The sequence below is a fragment of the Stutzerimonas stutzeri genome (assembly GCF_051028275.1).
Taxonomy (GTDB): domain Bacteria; phylum Pseudomonadota; class Gammaproteobacteria; order Pseudomonadales; family Pseudomonadaceae; genus Stutzerimonas; species Stutzerimonas stutzeri_AS.
This window is the reverse complement of sequence record NZ_CP069269.1, coordinates 2,327,429-2,343,469: the sequence shown is the minus strand read 5'-3', so window position 1 is coordinate 2,343,469 and position 16,041 is coordinate 2,327,429. Positions and strand designations below refer to the sequence as shown.

The 16,041-nt window shown below is 57.4% G+C and carries 14 protein-coding genes; 6 read left to right on the top strand and 8 right to left on the bottom strand.

Annotated features, from left to right (window positions below):
• Positions 1 to 3: 3 nt before the first annotated feature.
• Both JQR87_RS10705 and JQR87_RS10700 read left to right on the top strand, forming a co-directional pair.
• Complete coding sequence (locus JQR87_RS10705; RefSeq protein ID WP_407297338.1) at positions 4 to 519, top strand: MarR family winged helix-turn-helix transcriptional regulator; 516 nt, start codon at positions 4 to 6, stop codon at positions 517 to 519.
• Positions 512 to 1,426, top strand: coding sequence for a DMT family transporter (locus JQR87_RS10700; protein ID WP_407297340.1), 915 nt, complete (start codon positions 512 to 514; stop codon positions 1,424 to 1,426). Before JQR87_RS10705 ends, JQR87_RS10700 begins: the two co-directional genes overlap by 8 nt.
• 75 nt (positions 1,427 to 1,501) lie before the next feature.
• Here the strand turns inward: JQR87_RS10700 and JQR87_RS10695 are convergent, their stop codons facing one another.
• Entirely contained in the window at positions 1,502 to 1,834 is a 333-nt protein-coding gene (locus JQR87_RS10695; protein ID WP_407297342.1) for a DUF5629 family protein, read from the bottom strand.
• Positions 1,835 to 1,907: 73 nt separating this feature from the next.
• Positions 1,908 to 5,600 carry a methionine synthase gene (gene metH, locus JQR87_RS10690; protein ID WP_407297344.1) on the bottom strand — a complete coding sequence of 1,231 codons (3,693 nt, stop codon included), beginning with the start codon at positions 5,598 to 5,600 and terminating at the stop codon, positions 1,908 to 1,910.
• A gap of 291 nt (positions 5,601 to 5,891) precedes the next feature.
• Between metH and nfuA the strand changes: the two genes are divergently transcribed.
• The 3 genes from nfuA to JQR87_RS10675 all read left to right on the top strand — a co-directional run bounded on the left by nfuA (position 5,892) and on the right by JQR87_RS10675 (position 8,555).
• Positions 5,892 to 6,476 carry a Fe-S biogenesis protein NfuA gene (gene nfuA / locus JQR87_RS10685; RefSeq protein ID WP_407297346.1) on the top strand — a complete coding sequence of 195 codons (585 nt, stop codon included), beginning with the start codon at positions 5,892 to 5,894 and terminating at the stop codon, positions 6,474 to 6,476.
• 139 nt (positions 6,477 to 6,615) lie between these two features.
• Complete coding sequence (locus JQR87_RS10680; RefSeq protein WP_407297348.1) at positions 6,616 to 7,599, top strand: response regulator; 984 nt, start codon at positions 6,616 to 6,618, stop codon at positions 7,597 to 7,599.
• 2 nt (positions 7,600 to 7,601) lie between these two features.
• Positions 7,602 to 8,555 (top strand): sensor domain-containing diguanylate cyclase, encoded by a 954-nt coding sequence (locus JQR87_RS10675; RefSeq protein WP_407297350.1) that lies wholly within the window; start codon positions 7,602 to 7,604, stop codon positions 8,553 to 8,555.
• Here the strand turns inward: JQR87_RS10675 and JQR87_RS10670 are convergent.
• The 5 genes from JQR87_RS10670 to JQR87_RS10650 all read right to left on the bottom strand — a co-directional run bounded on the left by JQR87_RS10670 (position 8,552) and on the right by JQR87_RS10650 (position 12,840).
• Entirely contained in the window at positions 8,552 to 9,667 is a 1,116-nt protein-coding gene (locus JQR87_RS10670) for a DNA topoisomerase IB (protein ID WP_407297352.1), read from the bottom strand. The genes JQR87_RS10675 and JQR87_RS10670 overlap by 4 nt on opposite strands.
• Positions 9,668 to 9,782: 115 nt before the next feature.
• On the bottom strand, positions 9,783 to 9,947 hold the full coding sequence (locus JQR87_RS10665) for a hypothetical protein (protein WP_407297354.1): 165 nt from the start codon (positions 9,945 to 9,947) through the stop codon (positions 9,783 to 9,785).
• A 198-nt stretch (positions 9,948 to 10,145) separates the two neighbouring features.
• On the bottom strand, positions 10,146 to 10,427 hold the full coding sequence (locus JQR87_RS10660; protein WP_407297356.1) for a hypothetical protein: 282 nt from the start codon (positions 10,425 to 10,427) through the stop codon (positions 10,146 to 10,148).
• A 138-nt stretch (positions 10,428 to 10,565) separates the two neighbouring features.
• Positions 10,566 to 10,835, bottom strand: coding sequence for a hypothetical protein (locus JQR87_RS10655; protein WP_407297358.1), 270 nt, complete (start codon positions 10,833 to 10,835; stop codon positions 10,566 to 10,568).
• Between the two features lie 370 nt (positions 10,836 to 11,205).
• Positions 11,206 to 12,840, bottom strand: a complete 1,635-nt coding sequence (locus JQR87_RS10650) for a methyl-accepting chemotaxis protein (protein ID WP_407297360.1) — start codon at positions 12,838 to 12,840, stop codon at positions 11,206 to 11,208.
• A 272-nt stretch (positions 12,841 to 13,112) separates the two neighbouring features.
• On the opposite strand from JQR87_RS10650, the gene JQR87_RS10645 reads away from it, so the two are divergent.
• Entirely contained in the window at positions 13,113 to 13,943 is an 831-nt protein-coding gene (locus tag JQR87_RS10645; protein ID WP_407297362.1) for an undecaprenyl-diphosphate phosphatase, read from the top strand.
• Between the two features lie 228 nt (positions 13,944 to 14,171).
• Here JQR87_RS10645 and JQR87_RS10640 read toward each other — a convergent pair whose 3' ends face one another.
• Positions 14,172 to 15,758, bottom strand: a complete 1,587-nt coding sequence (locus tag JQR87_RS10640; protein WP_407297364.1) for an ABC-F family ATPase — start codon at positions 15,756 to 15,758, stop codon at positions 14,172 to 14,174.
• Between the last annotated feature and the right edge of the window lie 283 nt (positions 15,759 to 16,041).

Genomic DNA, 16,041 nt, shown 5'->3' with positions numbered 1-16,041 from the left:
TCGATGTCGCGGCCGCAGCCAAACGACCATGTGGATCACGTGCTTGCGCAGTGGCATGGCGTTCAGCCCGCAACCGACGTTTCGCCTATGGCGATCTTTACCCGTCTGTATCGGCTTTCCAAATACCTCAACCTCAACGTCGCCAGGGTGTTTCGTCGGCACGGGCTGCATGAAGGCGAATTCGATCTGCTCGCAACGCTGTACCGCAGCGGACAACCCCAGGGGCTTACGCCAAATGCGCTGCGCCACGCTGCCGTACTCAGCTCGGGTGCGATGACCAATCGGCTCGACCGGCTGGAAGCGGTCGGGTGGATACAGCGTGTGCCCAATCCCGACGACCGGCGCAGCCTGTTGATTCGTCTGAGCGATGAAGGGCAGAGAGTTCTGCTCGGCTGCCTTGATGAATATCTCGCCACTCTGCACAAGATGCAGGCACCGCTCGATGCACATCAGAAGCAGGCATTGGCCGGCGGGCTGCGCACACTGTTGTTGGCATTGGAGGAGAGTTCCGATGAATGACACAAGGCGGAGGGTGACGCTCGCGCATCTGGGGATGCTGCTCTGGGCGCTTTTCGTAGGTCTGTCCTTTCCAGCGGTGGGGCTGATGACCGAAGGCTTGCCGCCGCTGCTGCTGACGGCGATTCGCTTCATGATCGCCGCCTTGGCGCTTGTCCCGCTGTTATGGCGGCAGGCCCAGCGGTGGCCGAGTCTGCGAGGGCTGCTGCTCTACGCCCTAATGGGGCTGAGCTTGGCTGGGTTCTTCGGCACCATGTTCTGGGCGGCTCACCGAATCAGTGCGCTCTCGATGGCTACGTTATTTGTCAGCGTGCCTTTGCTTGCCTATTGCATCGGGCGCGGGCTCGGCGTTGAGCAACCAGCGGGGCGGCTGCTGGCTATCCTGGCGTTGGGCGCTTGCGGTGCATTGGGCCTGGCATGGGCAGAAAACGGCGGTGACTTTTCAGGCTTGCAGCTGGGGTTCGGCGAGCTGGCGTTTTTCTTCGGCTGCGTGGCGTCTGCCCTATACCCGGTATTAAGCAAATGGGGTTTGCACCGCGGCTGGCTTGCACCTCAGGCCGCGCTGCGGACCTTCTGGAGCTTATTGATAGGGGCGTTGTTGATCGGCGCCCTGGGTCTGATCTGGGAGCGGCCCGGCGCGCTTGCCTATATGACTACTGAAGACGTCGTGCTCGTGGCCTACCTTGGCGTCTTTTCCAGCGGCATGACGTTTTTTCTGCAGCAGCGCGCAACGGCGGCACTGACGCCAGGTGCCGTGACGGCGTACAGCTACCTGGTGCCCTTTGTATCGATGGTGTTGTTATTCATTGAGCAGCCGCAACGATTAGGCTGGCATTGGTTGCCGGGCTGTCTGTTGGTGATGCTCGCTATCGGGCTGCTGCTAAGGCGCGGTACGACTGTCTCCTGTTAGTGCAGTAACCGAGACCCAGTCTTTGAACAGAACGGCCAGCTACATGCTCACGCTCTGAGTGAGTTCGGACGCGCTTCACTGGTCGTCAGTGCTTGCGCTCACCGCACCGAGACAACGAAGGCGGGTTTGCGGTGGGCTGCCAAGGGTCCAGCACTGCTCCTGCTCGCAGTAAATCGCTTCCATCACGCTGTTGTAGCTGAACGACCAGTTACGACGCTCACGGCCGTCGATCGACTCGATGCGGACAACGATCTCGTCACTGGCAAAGGGCTCGTCTGCCGTTGCGGCTGCGTCAGCACGGTCGAGCAGCTCATCGTTAAGGGTGAATTGCCAGGCGTGCAGGCCGTCGACCTCGAGCATGTCGGCGGACTCAAGTTCATCGAGCAGATAGCGGGGTTCGGTAGACATTGCAGCCTTCGTATGTTGGTTGACTGAACTCAATTTCGAGGCCGCCCATGGAGATAAGGCGGCCATCGTTGCGTCAGCTGTCGTAACCCAGGTTCGGCATCAGCCAGCGCTCGGTGACGGCAATATCCTGACCTTTGCGAGCGCTATAGCGCTCGGCCTGGTCCTTGTCGATCTTGCCTACTGCGAAATATTGCGCCTGAGGGTGGGCGAAATACCATCCACTGACTGCCGCGGTCGGGAACATGGCGTAATGCTCGGTCAGCGTGACCTGGCTGACGCCGTCGGCATCGAGCAGTTGGAACAAGGTGGCTTTTTCTGTGTGGTCCGGGCAGGCCGGGTAGCCCGGAGCAGGGCGAATGCCTTTGTACTGCTCCTTGATCAGCTCTTCGTTGCTTAGCTGCTCTTCAGGGGCGTAGCCCCACCATTGCTTGCGGACCTGCTGGTGCAGCCACTCGGCACAGGCCTCGGCGAGGCGATCGGCGAGCGCTTTGACCATGATCGAGTTGTAGTCGTCGCCGGCATCCTGGTAGGCCTTGGCCACTTCCTCAGCGCCGATACCTGCAGTGGTAATGAAGCCGCCCACGTAGTCAGTTACACCGCTGTCCTTTGGGGCGACGAAATCGGCCAGAGAGAAGTTTGGCTTGCCGTCCGTCTTCACCGTTTGCTGACGCAAATGATGCAGCGTCGCCAAGGCTTGGCCATCCTCGCCGTAGACCTGAATGTCGTCGTCCTCGACCTGATTGGCTGGCCAGAAGCCGAAGACTGCGCGGGCCCTGATGAGTTTTTCATCGACCAGCTTGGTGAGCATCGCCTGAGCATCGTTAAACAGCGACGTAGCCGCTTCGCCAACGATTTCGTCTTCGAGGATGCGGGGATACTTGCCGGCCAGATCCCAGGAAATGAAGAAGGGCGTCCAGTCGATGTAGTCGACCAGCGTGCGCAGATCGATGTCTTCGAGCACCTTGCGGCCGGTAAAGCTTGGCTTGACCGGCGAGTAGTCCACCCAGTCGAACTTCGGTTTCACAGCCACTGCTTCGGGGTAGGTCAGGCGTTCGGTGCGCGCGCTGCGGTTGGCGGTGCGCTCGCGAATCATGGCGTACTCTTCGCGGGTTTTCTCGACGAAGAGCGGCTTTAGCTCTTTCGATAGCAAGGTTGTGGCCACGCCCACGGCGCGCGAGGCATCGGTGACATACACCACGGCATCGTTCGTGTAATGCGGGTCGATCTTCACCGCTGTATGCGCTTTGGACGTCGTAGCGCCGCCGATCATCAAGGGCAGATGGAAGTCCTGGCGCTGCATTTCGCGAGCGACATGAACCATCTCGTCGAGCGACGGCGTAATCAGGCCGGACAGGCCGATGATGTCGCATTTCTCGGCAATGGCGGTCTGCAGGATCTTCTCGGCTGGGACCATGACACCCATGTCCACCACGTCGTAACCGTTGCAGCCAAGCACCACGCCGACGATGTTCTTGCCGATGTCGTGGACGTCGCCTTTTACAGTGGCCATGAGAATCTTGCCCTTGGCTTCGGGCTTGTCGCCTTTCTCGGCTTCGATGAAGGGAATCAGGTGAGCAACCGCCTGCTTCATCACGCGGGCTGACTTGACCACCTGTGGGAGGAACATCTTGCCGGAGCCAAACAGGTCGCCGACGACGTTCATGCCGGCCATAAGCGGTCCTTCGATGACTTCGATAGGGCGCGCGCAGAGTTGGCGGAACTCCTCAGTGTCTTGAACGATATGAGTCGTGATGCCTTTGACTAGCGCGTGCTCAAGCCTCTTTTCGACGGTATAGCCGCGCCATTCTTCGGTTTCTGCTTCCTTGACGCTGCCGTCGCCCTTGAATTCGTCGGCAATCGCCAGCAGCGCTTCGGTGCCATTAGGTGTTCGGTTGAGCACCACATCCTCGACCGCGTCTCGCAGCTTCTTGGGGATCTCATCGTAGATCTCCAACTGGCCGGCGTTGACGATGCCCATTGTTAGGCCGTTCTGAATGGCGTAGTAGAGGAAGACTGAGTGGATCGCTTCGCGTACGGGGTTGTTGCCGCGGAAGGAGAACGACACGTTCGATACGCCGCCAGAGGTCAGCGCATAGGGAAGGTTGTCACGGATGTAGGCGCAGGCTTCGATAAAGTCCACGGCATAATTGTTGTGCTCTTCGATGCCGGTGGCGACGGCAAAGATGTTCGGATCGAAGATGATGTCTTCTGGTGGGAAGCCCACTTCGTCGACGAGGATGTCGTAAGAGCGTTGGCAAATTTCTCGCTTGCGGTCGGCGGTGTCGGCCTGACCGGCTTCGTCGAAAGCCATGACCACCACCGCAGCGCCGTAGCGTTTGCACAGCCTGGCGTGATGCTTAAAGGCGTCGACGCCTTCTTTCATGGAAATGGAGTTGACGATGCCCTTGCCCTGGATGCACTTGAGGCCCGCTTCGATCACTTCCCATTTAGAGGAGTCGATCATGATCGGGACACGGGAGATGTCCGGCTCACCCGCGATCAGATTGAGGAAGGTGACCATGGCCGCCTTCGAATCCAGCATGCCCTCGTCCATGTTGATGTCAATCACCTGCGCGCCGGCTTCCACCTGCTGCAGGGCGACTTCCAGCGCCTCGGTGTAATTCTCTTCGCGGATCAGGCGGGCAAATTTCGCCGAGCCGGTGATGTTGGTCCGCTCGCCCACGTTGACGAAGAGCGAGTTGCGGTCGATGGTGAAAGGTTCGAGGCCGGACAGGCGGCAGGCCTTTGGAATGTCAGGTATGACCCGAGGTGAGTATTTCGCAACGGCCTTTGCAATTGCCTCGATATGCGCAGGCGTCGTACCGCAGCAGCCGCCGACGATGTTGAGGAAGCCGCTGGCAGCGAACTCCTCGACCACTCGGGCCATCTCGGCCGGGCTTTCATCATATTCCCCGAACGCATTCGGTAGGCCGGCGTTGGGATGCGCCGAAACGTGGGTTTCCGCTTTGTTCGACAGCTCCTCCAGATAAGGGCGAAGCTCTTTGGCGCCCAGCGCACAGTTCAGGCCGACCGAGATGGGTTTGGCGTGACGAACCGAGTTCCAAAAGGCTTCAGTAGTCTGGCCCGACAGGGTGCGGCCGGAGGCGTCGGTAATGGTGCCGGATATCATGATCGGCAGCTCGAAGCCGATTTCCTCGAATACTTCCTGTACCGCGAAGATCGCGGCTTTGGCATTGAGCGTATCGAAGATGGTCTCGATCAGAATCAGGTCCGAGCCACCTTCGATCAGGCCGCGGGTGGCTTCGGTGTAGTTTTCCACCAGCTCGTCGAAGGTGACGTTGCGGTAGCCGGGATTGTTCACGTCCGGTGATAGCGAGCAAGTGCGGCTGGTCGGGCCGAGCACACCGGCGACGAAGCGCGGGCGGTCAGGTGTTTCGGCCGTTTTGGCGTCAGCCGCCAGGCGGGCGAGGCGGGCGCCTTCGACGTTCAGCTCGTAGACCAGCGCTTCCATGCCGTAATCGGCCTGGGACACGCGTGTGGCATTGAAGGTATTGGTCTCGACGATATCCGCACCGGCATCGAAGTAGGCTTTTTCGATGGCGCTGATGGCGTCCGGACGGGTCAGGATCAAGAGGTCGTTGTTGCCCTTGAGATCCTGCGGCCAGTCAGCGAAGCGCTCTCCGCGATAATCGGACTCTTCGAGCTTGTAGCTCTGGATCATGGTACCCATGCCACCGTCGAGTATCAGGATGCGCTCCTTGAGCGCCTGCTGGAGTGCCTGGAGACGGGCGTTGCGGTCGAGCATGGGGACTACCTGAAGCTAGAGGCGAGGACCGCGTATGATAACAAAGCTGCACGCTTTTTGATCATCGGACCTATTTGCATGAGCCAGATTCATGATGCAGGCGTAACCGATGGGTAGCGTAGGCGGGACGATTATTGGACCTTACTGCCCGAGCTGCTCGATACCACCTATAGGGGGCAAGGCACAGCGTTCATGGACGAACAAATCGGTTTCAATTCCTACTAAAATGCTAGGACTTTATCCGGCGCGGTGGTTGGCGTACACTGCCCACCATGTATGAGAGGAGTTCCCATGAGCGCCATAACCATTACCGAAGCTGCACACGACTATCTGGCCGATCTGCTTGAAAAGCAGAACACCACGGGGATTGGCATCCGGGTTTTCATTACTCAGCCCGGCACGCCCTACGCGGAAACCTGCATTGCCTACTGCAAGCCCGGCGAAGAAAAGCCGGACGACATCGCCATCGCTCTGAAAAACTTTACCGCCTGGATTGATGCCGTCAGCGAGCCCTTCCTCGAAGATGCGCTGGTCGACTATGCCACTGACCGTATGGGCGGGCAGCTAACGATCAAAGCACCCAATGCCAAGGTGCCGATGGTCAACGAAGACAGCCCGCTGAACGAACGTATCAACTATTACCTGCAGACGGAGATCAATCCGGGCCTTGCCAGCCATGGCGGGCAGGTGACGTTGATCGACGTGGTGGACGAAGGGGTGGCAGTCCTTCAGTTCGGCGGCGGTTGCCAAGGCTGCGGACAAGCTGACGTCACGCTCAAGGAAGGTATCGAGAAAACCTTATTGGAGCGAATTCCGGAACTCAAAGGCGTACGTGACGTGACCGATCACACCAATAGAGATAACGCCTACTATTGAGTTGTAACAGCCCAAACGGCGGTTGTTCCGGTCATGTTCTGGCAAAATGCCATTATTGTTTCGCATCGCTGCCACGGCGCTCGTTAGCTGATATAAGCTGTCCCGGTTCCTGAGGCCTGGCCAACTAAGCGAGCGCTGAATGTCTGCTGTTTCCGTATTGATTTGTGATGATTCCAGTCTGGCGCGCAAGCAATTGCTGCGTGCGCTTCCGGCTGCCTGGCCGTTGGATATCTCCCAGGCGGCGAGTGGGCGCGAGGCGCTGAACAAGATTCGTGATGGCGGCGTTGACGTATTGCTGCTTGACCTGACCATGCCTGACATGGATGGCTATCAGGTGTTGGCCACGCTTCGTAATGAGCACTTGGCATGCAGGGTCATCGTCATCTCAGCCGACGTTCAGGAAGAGGCAGTGCGCCGTGTGCTGGACCTGGGGGCGCTGGCGTTCATACGCAAGCCGGCGGACCCCGTGCATGTGCAGCAGACCTTGGCGAGTCTCGGCATGATCGGAGACGATGTTCCCGCGCTTGGTCGCAGAGAAGGCGGGCAGATCCCGTTCCGCGACGCCTTTCGAGAGGTGGTGAACGTCGCCATGGGGCGCGCCGCGGCATTGCTTGCACGTGTGCTTGGGGTATTCGTGCAGCTACCGATCCCTAACGTAAATATCCTGGAAGTCGGTGAACTCCATATGGCGCTTGCCGATGCAGCTCAGGGCGACAAATTGTCAGCGGTGTGCCAAGGCTACGTTGGCGGCGGCATTGCCGGGGAGGCGCTGCTGATCTTCCACGATTCGGAAATCGCCGACATGGCGCGGCTAATGCGCACCGACGATTACCTTGAATTGGAAATGCTGCTCGATCTCTCCAGTTTGCTGATCAGTGCGTGTCTAAGTGGCATCGCCGATCAGATAGATATCGTTTTCTCTCAGGGGCATCCGCAAGTACTTGGGCAGCATGCCTCCATCGACGAACTGATTCGAGTCAATCGCAAGCGCTGGAAAAACACCCTGGCCGTGGAAATAAGCTACAGCCTTGAAGGTCATGACATTCATTTCGACCTGCTTCTGTTGTTTACCGAAGATTCAATCGAATTGTTGTCCCGCAAACTCAACCTGCTGATGGATTGAACATGATCGACTCGAACGATCTACGTGAATACCACTGGTTGCTGGCCATCGTTCAGAGTATTGACGTCGGTGTCGTAGTACTTGATCGAGCGTACCGTATCGATGTCTGGAATACCTTCATGGAGAATCGCTCAGGGCTCCTCCCGGAAGAGGCGCGCAAGAAGACCTTCTTCGAGCTGTTTCCAGAAGTCGATGAGCAATGGTTTCGACGTAAGGTCGAGAGCGTGGCGACGCTGGGCACGCCTTCGTTCACGATCTGGGAACAGCGCCCATACCTGTTGCGTTTCAAGAACTACCAGCCAATCACCGGGCTGGAAGATTTCATGTACCAAAACACGACATTGATGCCGCTGAAGGCCCTCGACGGTAGCATCGGACAGATCTGTCTGATCATCTATGACGTGACGGACGTAGCGACCAACCGTCGTCAATTGCAGGCGGCCAATCAGGAGCTACAGCGACTCTCGAGCACCGACAGGCTTACCGGGTTGTTCAACCGCGGCCATTGGGAAGAAATGCTGCGTCAGGAGTACGCCCGACATCTTCGCTATGATCGCAACGCGGCGCTGGTCATGTTTGATATTGACCACTTCAAGAAGATCAACGATGGCTTTGGCCATCAGGCGGGGGATGCGGTGATCCAACAGACTGCCGAGTTGATTCGCCAATGCGCGCGCGACGCAGACATATCAGGGCGTTATGGCGGTGAGGAGTTTGTGGTGCTGTTGCCGGACACTGACAGCGAAGGGGCCGTGACTTTCGCGGAAAGGCTACGGCAGACCATAGAGGCAAGTGAAGTCGTCTATGAAGGGCGCAGCATTCGGTTTACCGTCAGCCTGGGTATCGCCGATCTCAGTCGGCCCACAAGCGGCTATGCGCAGCTGATAGAGCATGCGGATAACGCTCTGTATGCGTCGAAATCCGCTGGACGCAATCAAGTAACGCTGTACCGCTAGGGCATCTGGCTGGAAGCCGTCCGGGCGTTTAGGAAGTTCAGTAGAGTGACTTCCTCGCTGCTCATCCATTTACGTTTTCTGGCTCTGCCCAGCGTTGCGAGTTCACCTGATTCGAATGCATCCAGTACGTCGGGATGGATATAGCACTGGCGACATACTGCCGGTGTGTTGCCCAGCTGGCGAGACACATCCCTGACAACTTCGACGATGTTGCGACGCGCTACGGTGGCTGGTTGCCAGTCACGTTTGCGTAAGTATTCCAACGCCAAGGCACTGCCTGCCCAGGTGCGGTAATCCTTGGCGGTGAAGTCTCCACCGGCAATTTCATGGATGAATTGATTCACGTCGCTGGAACTCACCGGATGGCGGGCTCCATCCTCGTCGACGTATTGAAACAGATGTTGTCCTGGAAGCTCCATGCAACGGCGGACGATACGCGCCAGCCGTTGGTCCCGTAGCGTCACGCGATGTTCCACACCGCTTTTGCCACGAAAATGAAAGTTGATAGCGGTACCGCGTACGTCTACATGACGTGTTCGCAACGTGGTGAGCCCGTAGGACCGGTTTTCCTTGGCATAGCGGGGGTTGCCAACACGGATCAGTGTCGACTCAAGTAGCTGTACCACCAGCGCCATTACTTTCTCTCGGGGCATTCCGCGCATGGCCAAACGCTTCTCGAGGCGCTGGCGCATCTGTGGCAGAGCTGCACCGAACGACATGATGCGTTCGTATTTGTTGCTGTCACGGACCTCTCGCCAGCGGGCGTGGTATCGGTACTGTTTGCGACCGCGCGCGTCACGGCCTGTGGCCTGCAGATGGCCCTGCGGGTCAGGACAGATCCAGACATCGGTGTAGGCCGGAGGGATGGCCAGCTTGTTGATTCGCGAAATTTCTAGCGGATCACGAATGCGCTCACCGGTAGGCAGGAAATAAGCGAATTTCCCCCTGAGTTTTCGGCGGCTGATGCCGGGGCCCCGGTCGTCGACGTAGTGAAGATCGGTCGGTAGTGCTGGACAGATCGCCGTGCCGATGTCGGGACGCTCATCCTCCGGCACGGGGCGAGTCCCCTCGGCCAATTCCATTGGCGTTTCACCGCTCTGATCGATCAGCATGCGTGTTCCCGAATAGAGCGGCTCGATAGTGAACCGTCTGGGTTGAAAGAGGAGCGCGACGTTGAAGCTGCCGGCTCTCTTTCAAAGGCCCGGATGGCTTGTCGGCCGATGATGGTCAGTCTTCGCTCTCCTGGCTGTTGCGCATAAGCAGCCGTATGGCAGCTACCAGCTCATCAATCGCTTCTCGGTAGATAGCCGGGTCCGCCTTGGTTTCTGCACTGTCAGCCAGCTGACGAGCGCTTTCTAGATGATCATTGATCGCGGAATAGTCACCAATCATATTGAGCTCCTGATGAGGGTTGGGATACGGCTGGCGCTGCTAGGCAATTGCAGCTGGCCGTCTCATTAAGAGACCGGCGCCAAGGAAGGGGGTTCGCGCCGCAGATCAGCTCAGCAAGGCGTTTCGAGACGCGTTCAACGACCCAGCTCCATCGTCATTGGTAGGTCTGGTCATCATCTTGCGCCACGTCAACCGTTATCAGTCGCCGGGTGCGACATCAAAAGTCAGATTTATCCCGTCGCCGCTACCGTCACCGACGACCGAGCCCTGGACAGGTCGGTGTGTAACCTGACGACCTTTATAGAACTCGCTCAGTCGTTGCTGCGCCACGTCGCGGACATGACTGATCAGAGCGGTGGTTTGGGTGTCGCGGGGAATGATGAATTTCAAGGTCACGCTATGCTCACCACTGCCTTCGGGCAGGTCTGCCAACCCGCTACTTTGCCACTGGTCGTTGACGTAGGCTTCTGCACCTTTCATGGGTCGCTCCTTCTCTATTCGCTTATTGCTGGGACCGTCCAAGAGGCGAATGGGTTCGTCTGACAAGCCAGGCAGGAACACGCGTCCAACAAAAAAGGCCCGGCGCTCGCGCAGCCGGGCCTTTTTGCCAAACCTTCTTTACACGGGCATATGCCAAGGGGCGAGCTGCATACCCTGACGGCTCAGGTCCGCACGGGCCTGCTCCAGCGATTGGCCCAATTTGACTGGGTCGGAATACACGTTGCTGGACAGTTTGCAGTGGCCAACGGTGCGTGATTTGCTGCCGTCCAGAACGGTGATGCTGAGCTCGCCGTTGCCTTCGAGCAACGTCCAGGCGACGCACTGGAACGGCTTGAAAGCGCGGTCAGTGATTAGAAGGGCGTCGTTGAAACGGAGCGGGCTGTTCATCAGGCATGTCTCTCTGTGTGATAACCAAAATTCGGATTTGCGCCTGCCGCCAGGCTGTCGGCGTTGGCCTTTCATATCCATTGATGTACACAGAGGACTGATAAGTCACATGGTCGTTTCGTATTTTCAGGTTTTTTTTGCAATTAGCCAAAGGTCTAGCATTAATACGCAAGCTGTCTAGAGTTTTAGATACTGAAAAATACCTTCTAATTCAATCGTGTAGCGAGCCTCCCTTCGTGTCCTTGCTTGCTCGCCTCATCATTCGTTCCTTTCGCCTGTGGCGAAAAGCCGCGGCCCTTTAGAAAAAATGAAACGACCAGATTCGTCTCGGAATCTGGTCGTCTGTATACATTGACTAAAGGTTGAGTGGCTAGACTTTGAACTGCCTGAGCAGGCGGTTCAATTGTTCGGCAAGCTCGCCAAGCTTGTCACCCGCCGCGCTCGTATGTTCGGCAGCCTGAGTGCTCTGCTGCGCCAGGCCAGCTGCCTGTGTCACGTTCTGGTTGATGTCCTCAACAACATGGGTTTGCTGCAAAGTTGCGCTGGCAATCGATGCGTTCAACCCTGACAGGTTGCGTAGCGCCTGAGCAATTTGCTCAAGGCTCGCACCCGCCTGGCTCGCCTGTTCAACGGTGGCTTGAGATGCTCGGCTGCTTTCCATGATCACTGTGACCGCTGCCCCCGAATTTTTCTGGAGGCGTTCGATCATTGTGTGAATCTCGGCGGTCGAGCTCTGCGTGCGTTGCGCCAGCAGCCGAACCTCGTCCGCCACTACGGCGAAACCGCGGCCTTGTTCGCCGGCGCGGGCTGCCTCGATCGCTGCGTTCAGTGCCAGGAGGTTGGTTTGATCTGCGATCGAACCGATAACTTCAAGAACGGAACCAATCTTGGTTGTCTCGTCCGCGAGCGACTGAATGACACCCACTGCCTCACTAATGGTGCCCGACAATTGGTCGATCTGCTTCAAGCTGCTCTCGATGTTCCGCTGGCCCTGGCCAGCCTGTTTCTCTGCATCGCCCACTTCGCTTGATGCCTGTTCGGCGTTTTTCGCAACTTCCTGGACTGCATAAGTCACTTCATTTACGGCCGTCGCGACCAGCTCCATCTGCTGCGACTGTTGCTGACTTTGCACGTGCGCTTGGCTGGCCAAGCCTCCTAACGCCCCGGCTGATGTTTCCAGCGATGCGGAGGTCTCGAACAGTTGCGCGATCACAGTACGGAGCTTTTGTGTGAATGTATTAAAGTCGCGGCTAAGCGTGGTTAGCTCATCGTTACCCGAAACGTCGAGGTTACGGGTCAGGTCGGCTTCCCCGCTGGCGATGTTGGCCATGGCCTGCATGGAGCGACGTAGTGGCTGCGTAATGCTGCGAATAAGAACGGCGACCAGTATCGCCATCAGCGCTGCGATTGCCAGACCGATCAGCGAGAAGTGCACGAGATAGTCGTTGAATTCGGCCTCGACATCGTCGACATAGATGCCTGAACCGATGATCCAGCCCCAAGGTTTGAACAACTCCACATAAGAGACCTTGGGCACCGGTTCTTTTTCGCCAGGCTTTGACCACTCATAATCAACCAGGCCGGCGCCCTGGGCTTGTGCGACTTTGACCATCTCGTTGAATAGCGCTTTGCCGTTCGGATCCTTCACCTTAGACAAATCCTGACCTTCGAGCTCAGGCTTCATTGGGTGCATGACCATGACCGGCTTCATATCATTGATCCAGAAATAGTCATCCTGGCCGTAGCGGATCAGGCGAATCTGGTCCATGGCAGCTCTCTGTGCCTCGGCACTAGTCATGCTGCCGCTGGCTTCGCGCTGGTGGTAGTAGGTCAGCACACCTCGCGCCGTCTCGACGATGTTCTGTGTCATGACCTGTTTGCCCCTGTACAGGTCGGTACGAACCTGCTGGATCATCAGCAAGCCAAGCATAAAGAGCATCGCAACAGCCACAAGCGGAATCAGCCAGAGGCGTTTGCTGATTGGAAGGTTTCTTAGCAGATTCATAGACTTGTAAGCTCCAGTTGATGTTTTTGTCTTTATTATTTGAAAGGTGTGTAGCGCTGCGACACGCTCTGCCACGAAAGTAGGACTGGGCAGTGGTTGTCTCTGACGGCTCTTGAATAGCGTTTCGGCAGTTGCACAAAAAAGATGAGGCCCGGCTGTCTGTCCAGTGAATTTACTTGTCACAAACGGGTCAGAACAGCGCTCAGATGGCGATCTGACATATTCTTTTTGTTACATTTCATGCGGTGAGTTGCACCGCCATTGGGGAATGGATGGACCTTTGGATTGCCTTTCAGGCGTTGCTTCTCGGGGTGGTGGAAGGCGTTACGGAATTCCTGCCGATATCCAGCACGGGACACCAGATTATCGTCGCCGACCTGATCGGTTTCGGCGGCGAGCGAGCGCTGGCCTTCAACATCATTATTCAGCTAGGTGCCATCCTGGCGGTCGTATGGGAATACAGACGCAAAATATTCGACGTGGTGGTCGGTTTGCCGAAGGATAAACAGGCACAACAGTTCACGGGAAATCTGCTGGTCGCGTTCTTCCCTGCGGTAGTGCTCGGCGTCGCCTTCGCCGATCTCGTTCACGAGTATCTATTCAACCCGATCACGGTGGCAGCGGCGCTCGTAATCGGTGGCGTCGTGATGCTCTGGGCTGAAAAACGGCAGCATGAAGTGCAGGCCGAAACGGTCGACGATATGCACTGGACTCATGCTTTGAAGGTTGGGTTCGCCCAATGTCTGGCGCTGATTCCTGGCACTTCGCGTTCCGGCGCTACCATCATCGGTGGGCTATTGTTCGGGCTGTCCCGTAAGGCCGCTACCGAGTTTTCATTCTTTTTGGCCATGCCGACCATGGTCGGTGCAGCTGTGTACTCGGGTTACAAGTATCGAGATCTATTCCAGCCGACCGATTTGCCTGTGTTCGCAATTGGTTTCGTCACGTCGTTCATCTTTGCGATGCTGGCGGTTAGAGCCCTGTTGAAGTTCATAGGCAACCATAGCTATGCGGCATTTGCCTGGTACCGGATTATCTTCGGCATCATCATCCTTGCGACCTGGCAGTTCAGCCTGATCGACTGGAGTACTGCAGCAGGCTGAACGCACAAGGATTCTATCGGTGCGTAGGAGTGGATAGGCTGCGGAGGATGCCTGGCTGGGTTCCGGACCCGGCTTGGCCAACGGTCAAAAAGGGCAGGGACGAGTCTTCGCGCATATTGCGTCCATGCGCGGCCTTTTGAGTTCTATCTAAACGACTATCGCCGTGCACTTCCGTCGGCAGCTACAAAAACGCCCCGATTTAGCGGGGCGTTTTTGTGTCGACGAACGTTAAATCACGCCGAGGCTGCGCAGGTAGTCATCGTAGGTGCCGCTGAAGTCCGTAACGCCCGAGTCCGAGAGTTCAATGATGCGGGTCGCCAGCGAGCCGACGAATTCTCGGTCGTGGCTGACAAAGATCAGCGTGCCTGGATAGTTTTCCAGTGCCAGGTTCAGCGCCTCGATCGATTCCATGTCCAGGTGGTTAGTCGGCTCGTCCATCACCAGGACATTAGGCTTCTTCAGGATCAGCTTGCCGAACAGCATGCGGCCCTGTTCACCACCGGAAATGACGCGAACGGATTTCAGTATCTCGTCGTTGGAAAACAGCATGCGGCCAAGTGTGCCGCGCACAACCTGCTCGCCACTTTGAGTCCACTGGCCCATCCAGTCAAACAGCGTGACGTCGTCTTCGAAATCATCTGCATGATCCTGGGCGTAGTAACCGATTTCCGCACTTTCAGTCCACTTGACCGAGCCGGCGTCAGGCTGCATCTCACCCACCAGGGTACGCAGCAACGTTGTTTTACCGATGCCGTTTGGGCCGATAATGGCTACCCGTTCGCCGGCCTCGACGGTAAAGCTGAAATTCTTGAACAACGTTTTGCCATCGAAGCCCTTCGCGACGTTTTCTACCGTCACTGCCTGGCGGTGCAGCTTCTTGGTCTGTTCGAAGCGAATGAACGGGCTGACACGGCTGGAGGGCTTGACCTCAGCCAGTTGAATTTTGTCGATCTGCTTGGCACGAGACGTAGCCTGCTTAGCCTTCGAGGCGTTGGCGGAAAAGCGGCTAACGAAGGTCTGCAGTTCGGCGATCTGTGCTTTCTTCTTGGCGTTGTCGGCAAGCAGCTGCTCGCGGGACTGGGTCGCCGCGGTCATGTACTCGTCGTAGTTGCCTGGGAACAGGCGCAGCTCGCCGTAGTCCAGGTCCGCCATGTGCGTGCATACGCTGTTCAAGAAGTGGCGGTCGTGGGAAATAATGATCATGGTGCTGTTACGCGCCGTGAGTATGTTTTCCAGCCAGCGGATGGTGTGAATGTCCAGGTGGTTGGTCGGCTCGTCGAGCAGCAGCACTTCCGGATCGGAAAACAGGGCTTGAGCCAACAGTACGCGCAGCTTCCAGCCAGGCGCGACTTCACTCATCGGGCCGAAATGCTGCTCAAGCGGGATGCCCAGGCCTAATAGCAACTCACCGGCGCGAGACTCGGCGGTGTAGCCGTCCATCTCGGCGAAGTCGGTTTCGAGCTCCGCCACCGCCATGCCGTCTTCTTCGCTCATTTCCGGCAGCGAGTAGATACGCTCGCGCTCGGCTTTGACTTTCCACAGTTCCTCGTGGCCCATTATCACCGTGTCGATGACGTTGAAGTTTTCATAGGCAAACTGGTCCTGACGCAACTTGCCCAGGCGCACGTTCGGCTCGAGCATCACCTGACCAGCCGTTGGCTCCAGGTCGCCACCCAGGATTTTCATGAAGGTCGACTTGCCGCAGCCGTTGGCCCCGATCAGGCCGTAGCGATTGCCATTACCGAATTTGACGGAGACGTTTTCGAACAGCGGCTTGGCGCCGAACTGCATCGTGATGTTTGCAGTGGAGATCAAAGGACTTACCTATCAGTAACTTGTGCTTGCAGGGTGGTGCGGACAACGAGCGATAGCCGTCCGGCCATCGGCTCTGGCTGGAGTCGACTCGGCGGATTCGGTTGGCGGATGCACGAATTCACGAAGGGGAGCGGGCTGTAAAGCGGGGCCGCTGCCAGACTAAGCTGCGCATTGTCGCATAGCTGGGCTTGCAGTTGTATTGCAGCCTGAAAAAGCAAACGCCCCGAACCAGTCGGGGCGTTCACCTTGTCAGCCTGTACTTCGTCCAGCTGCATGGCAGCTG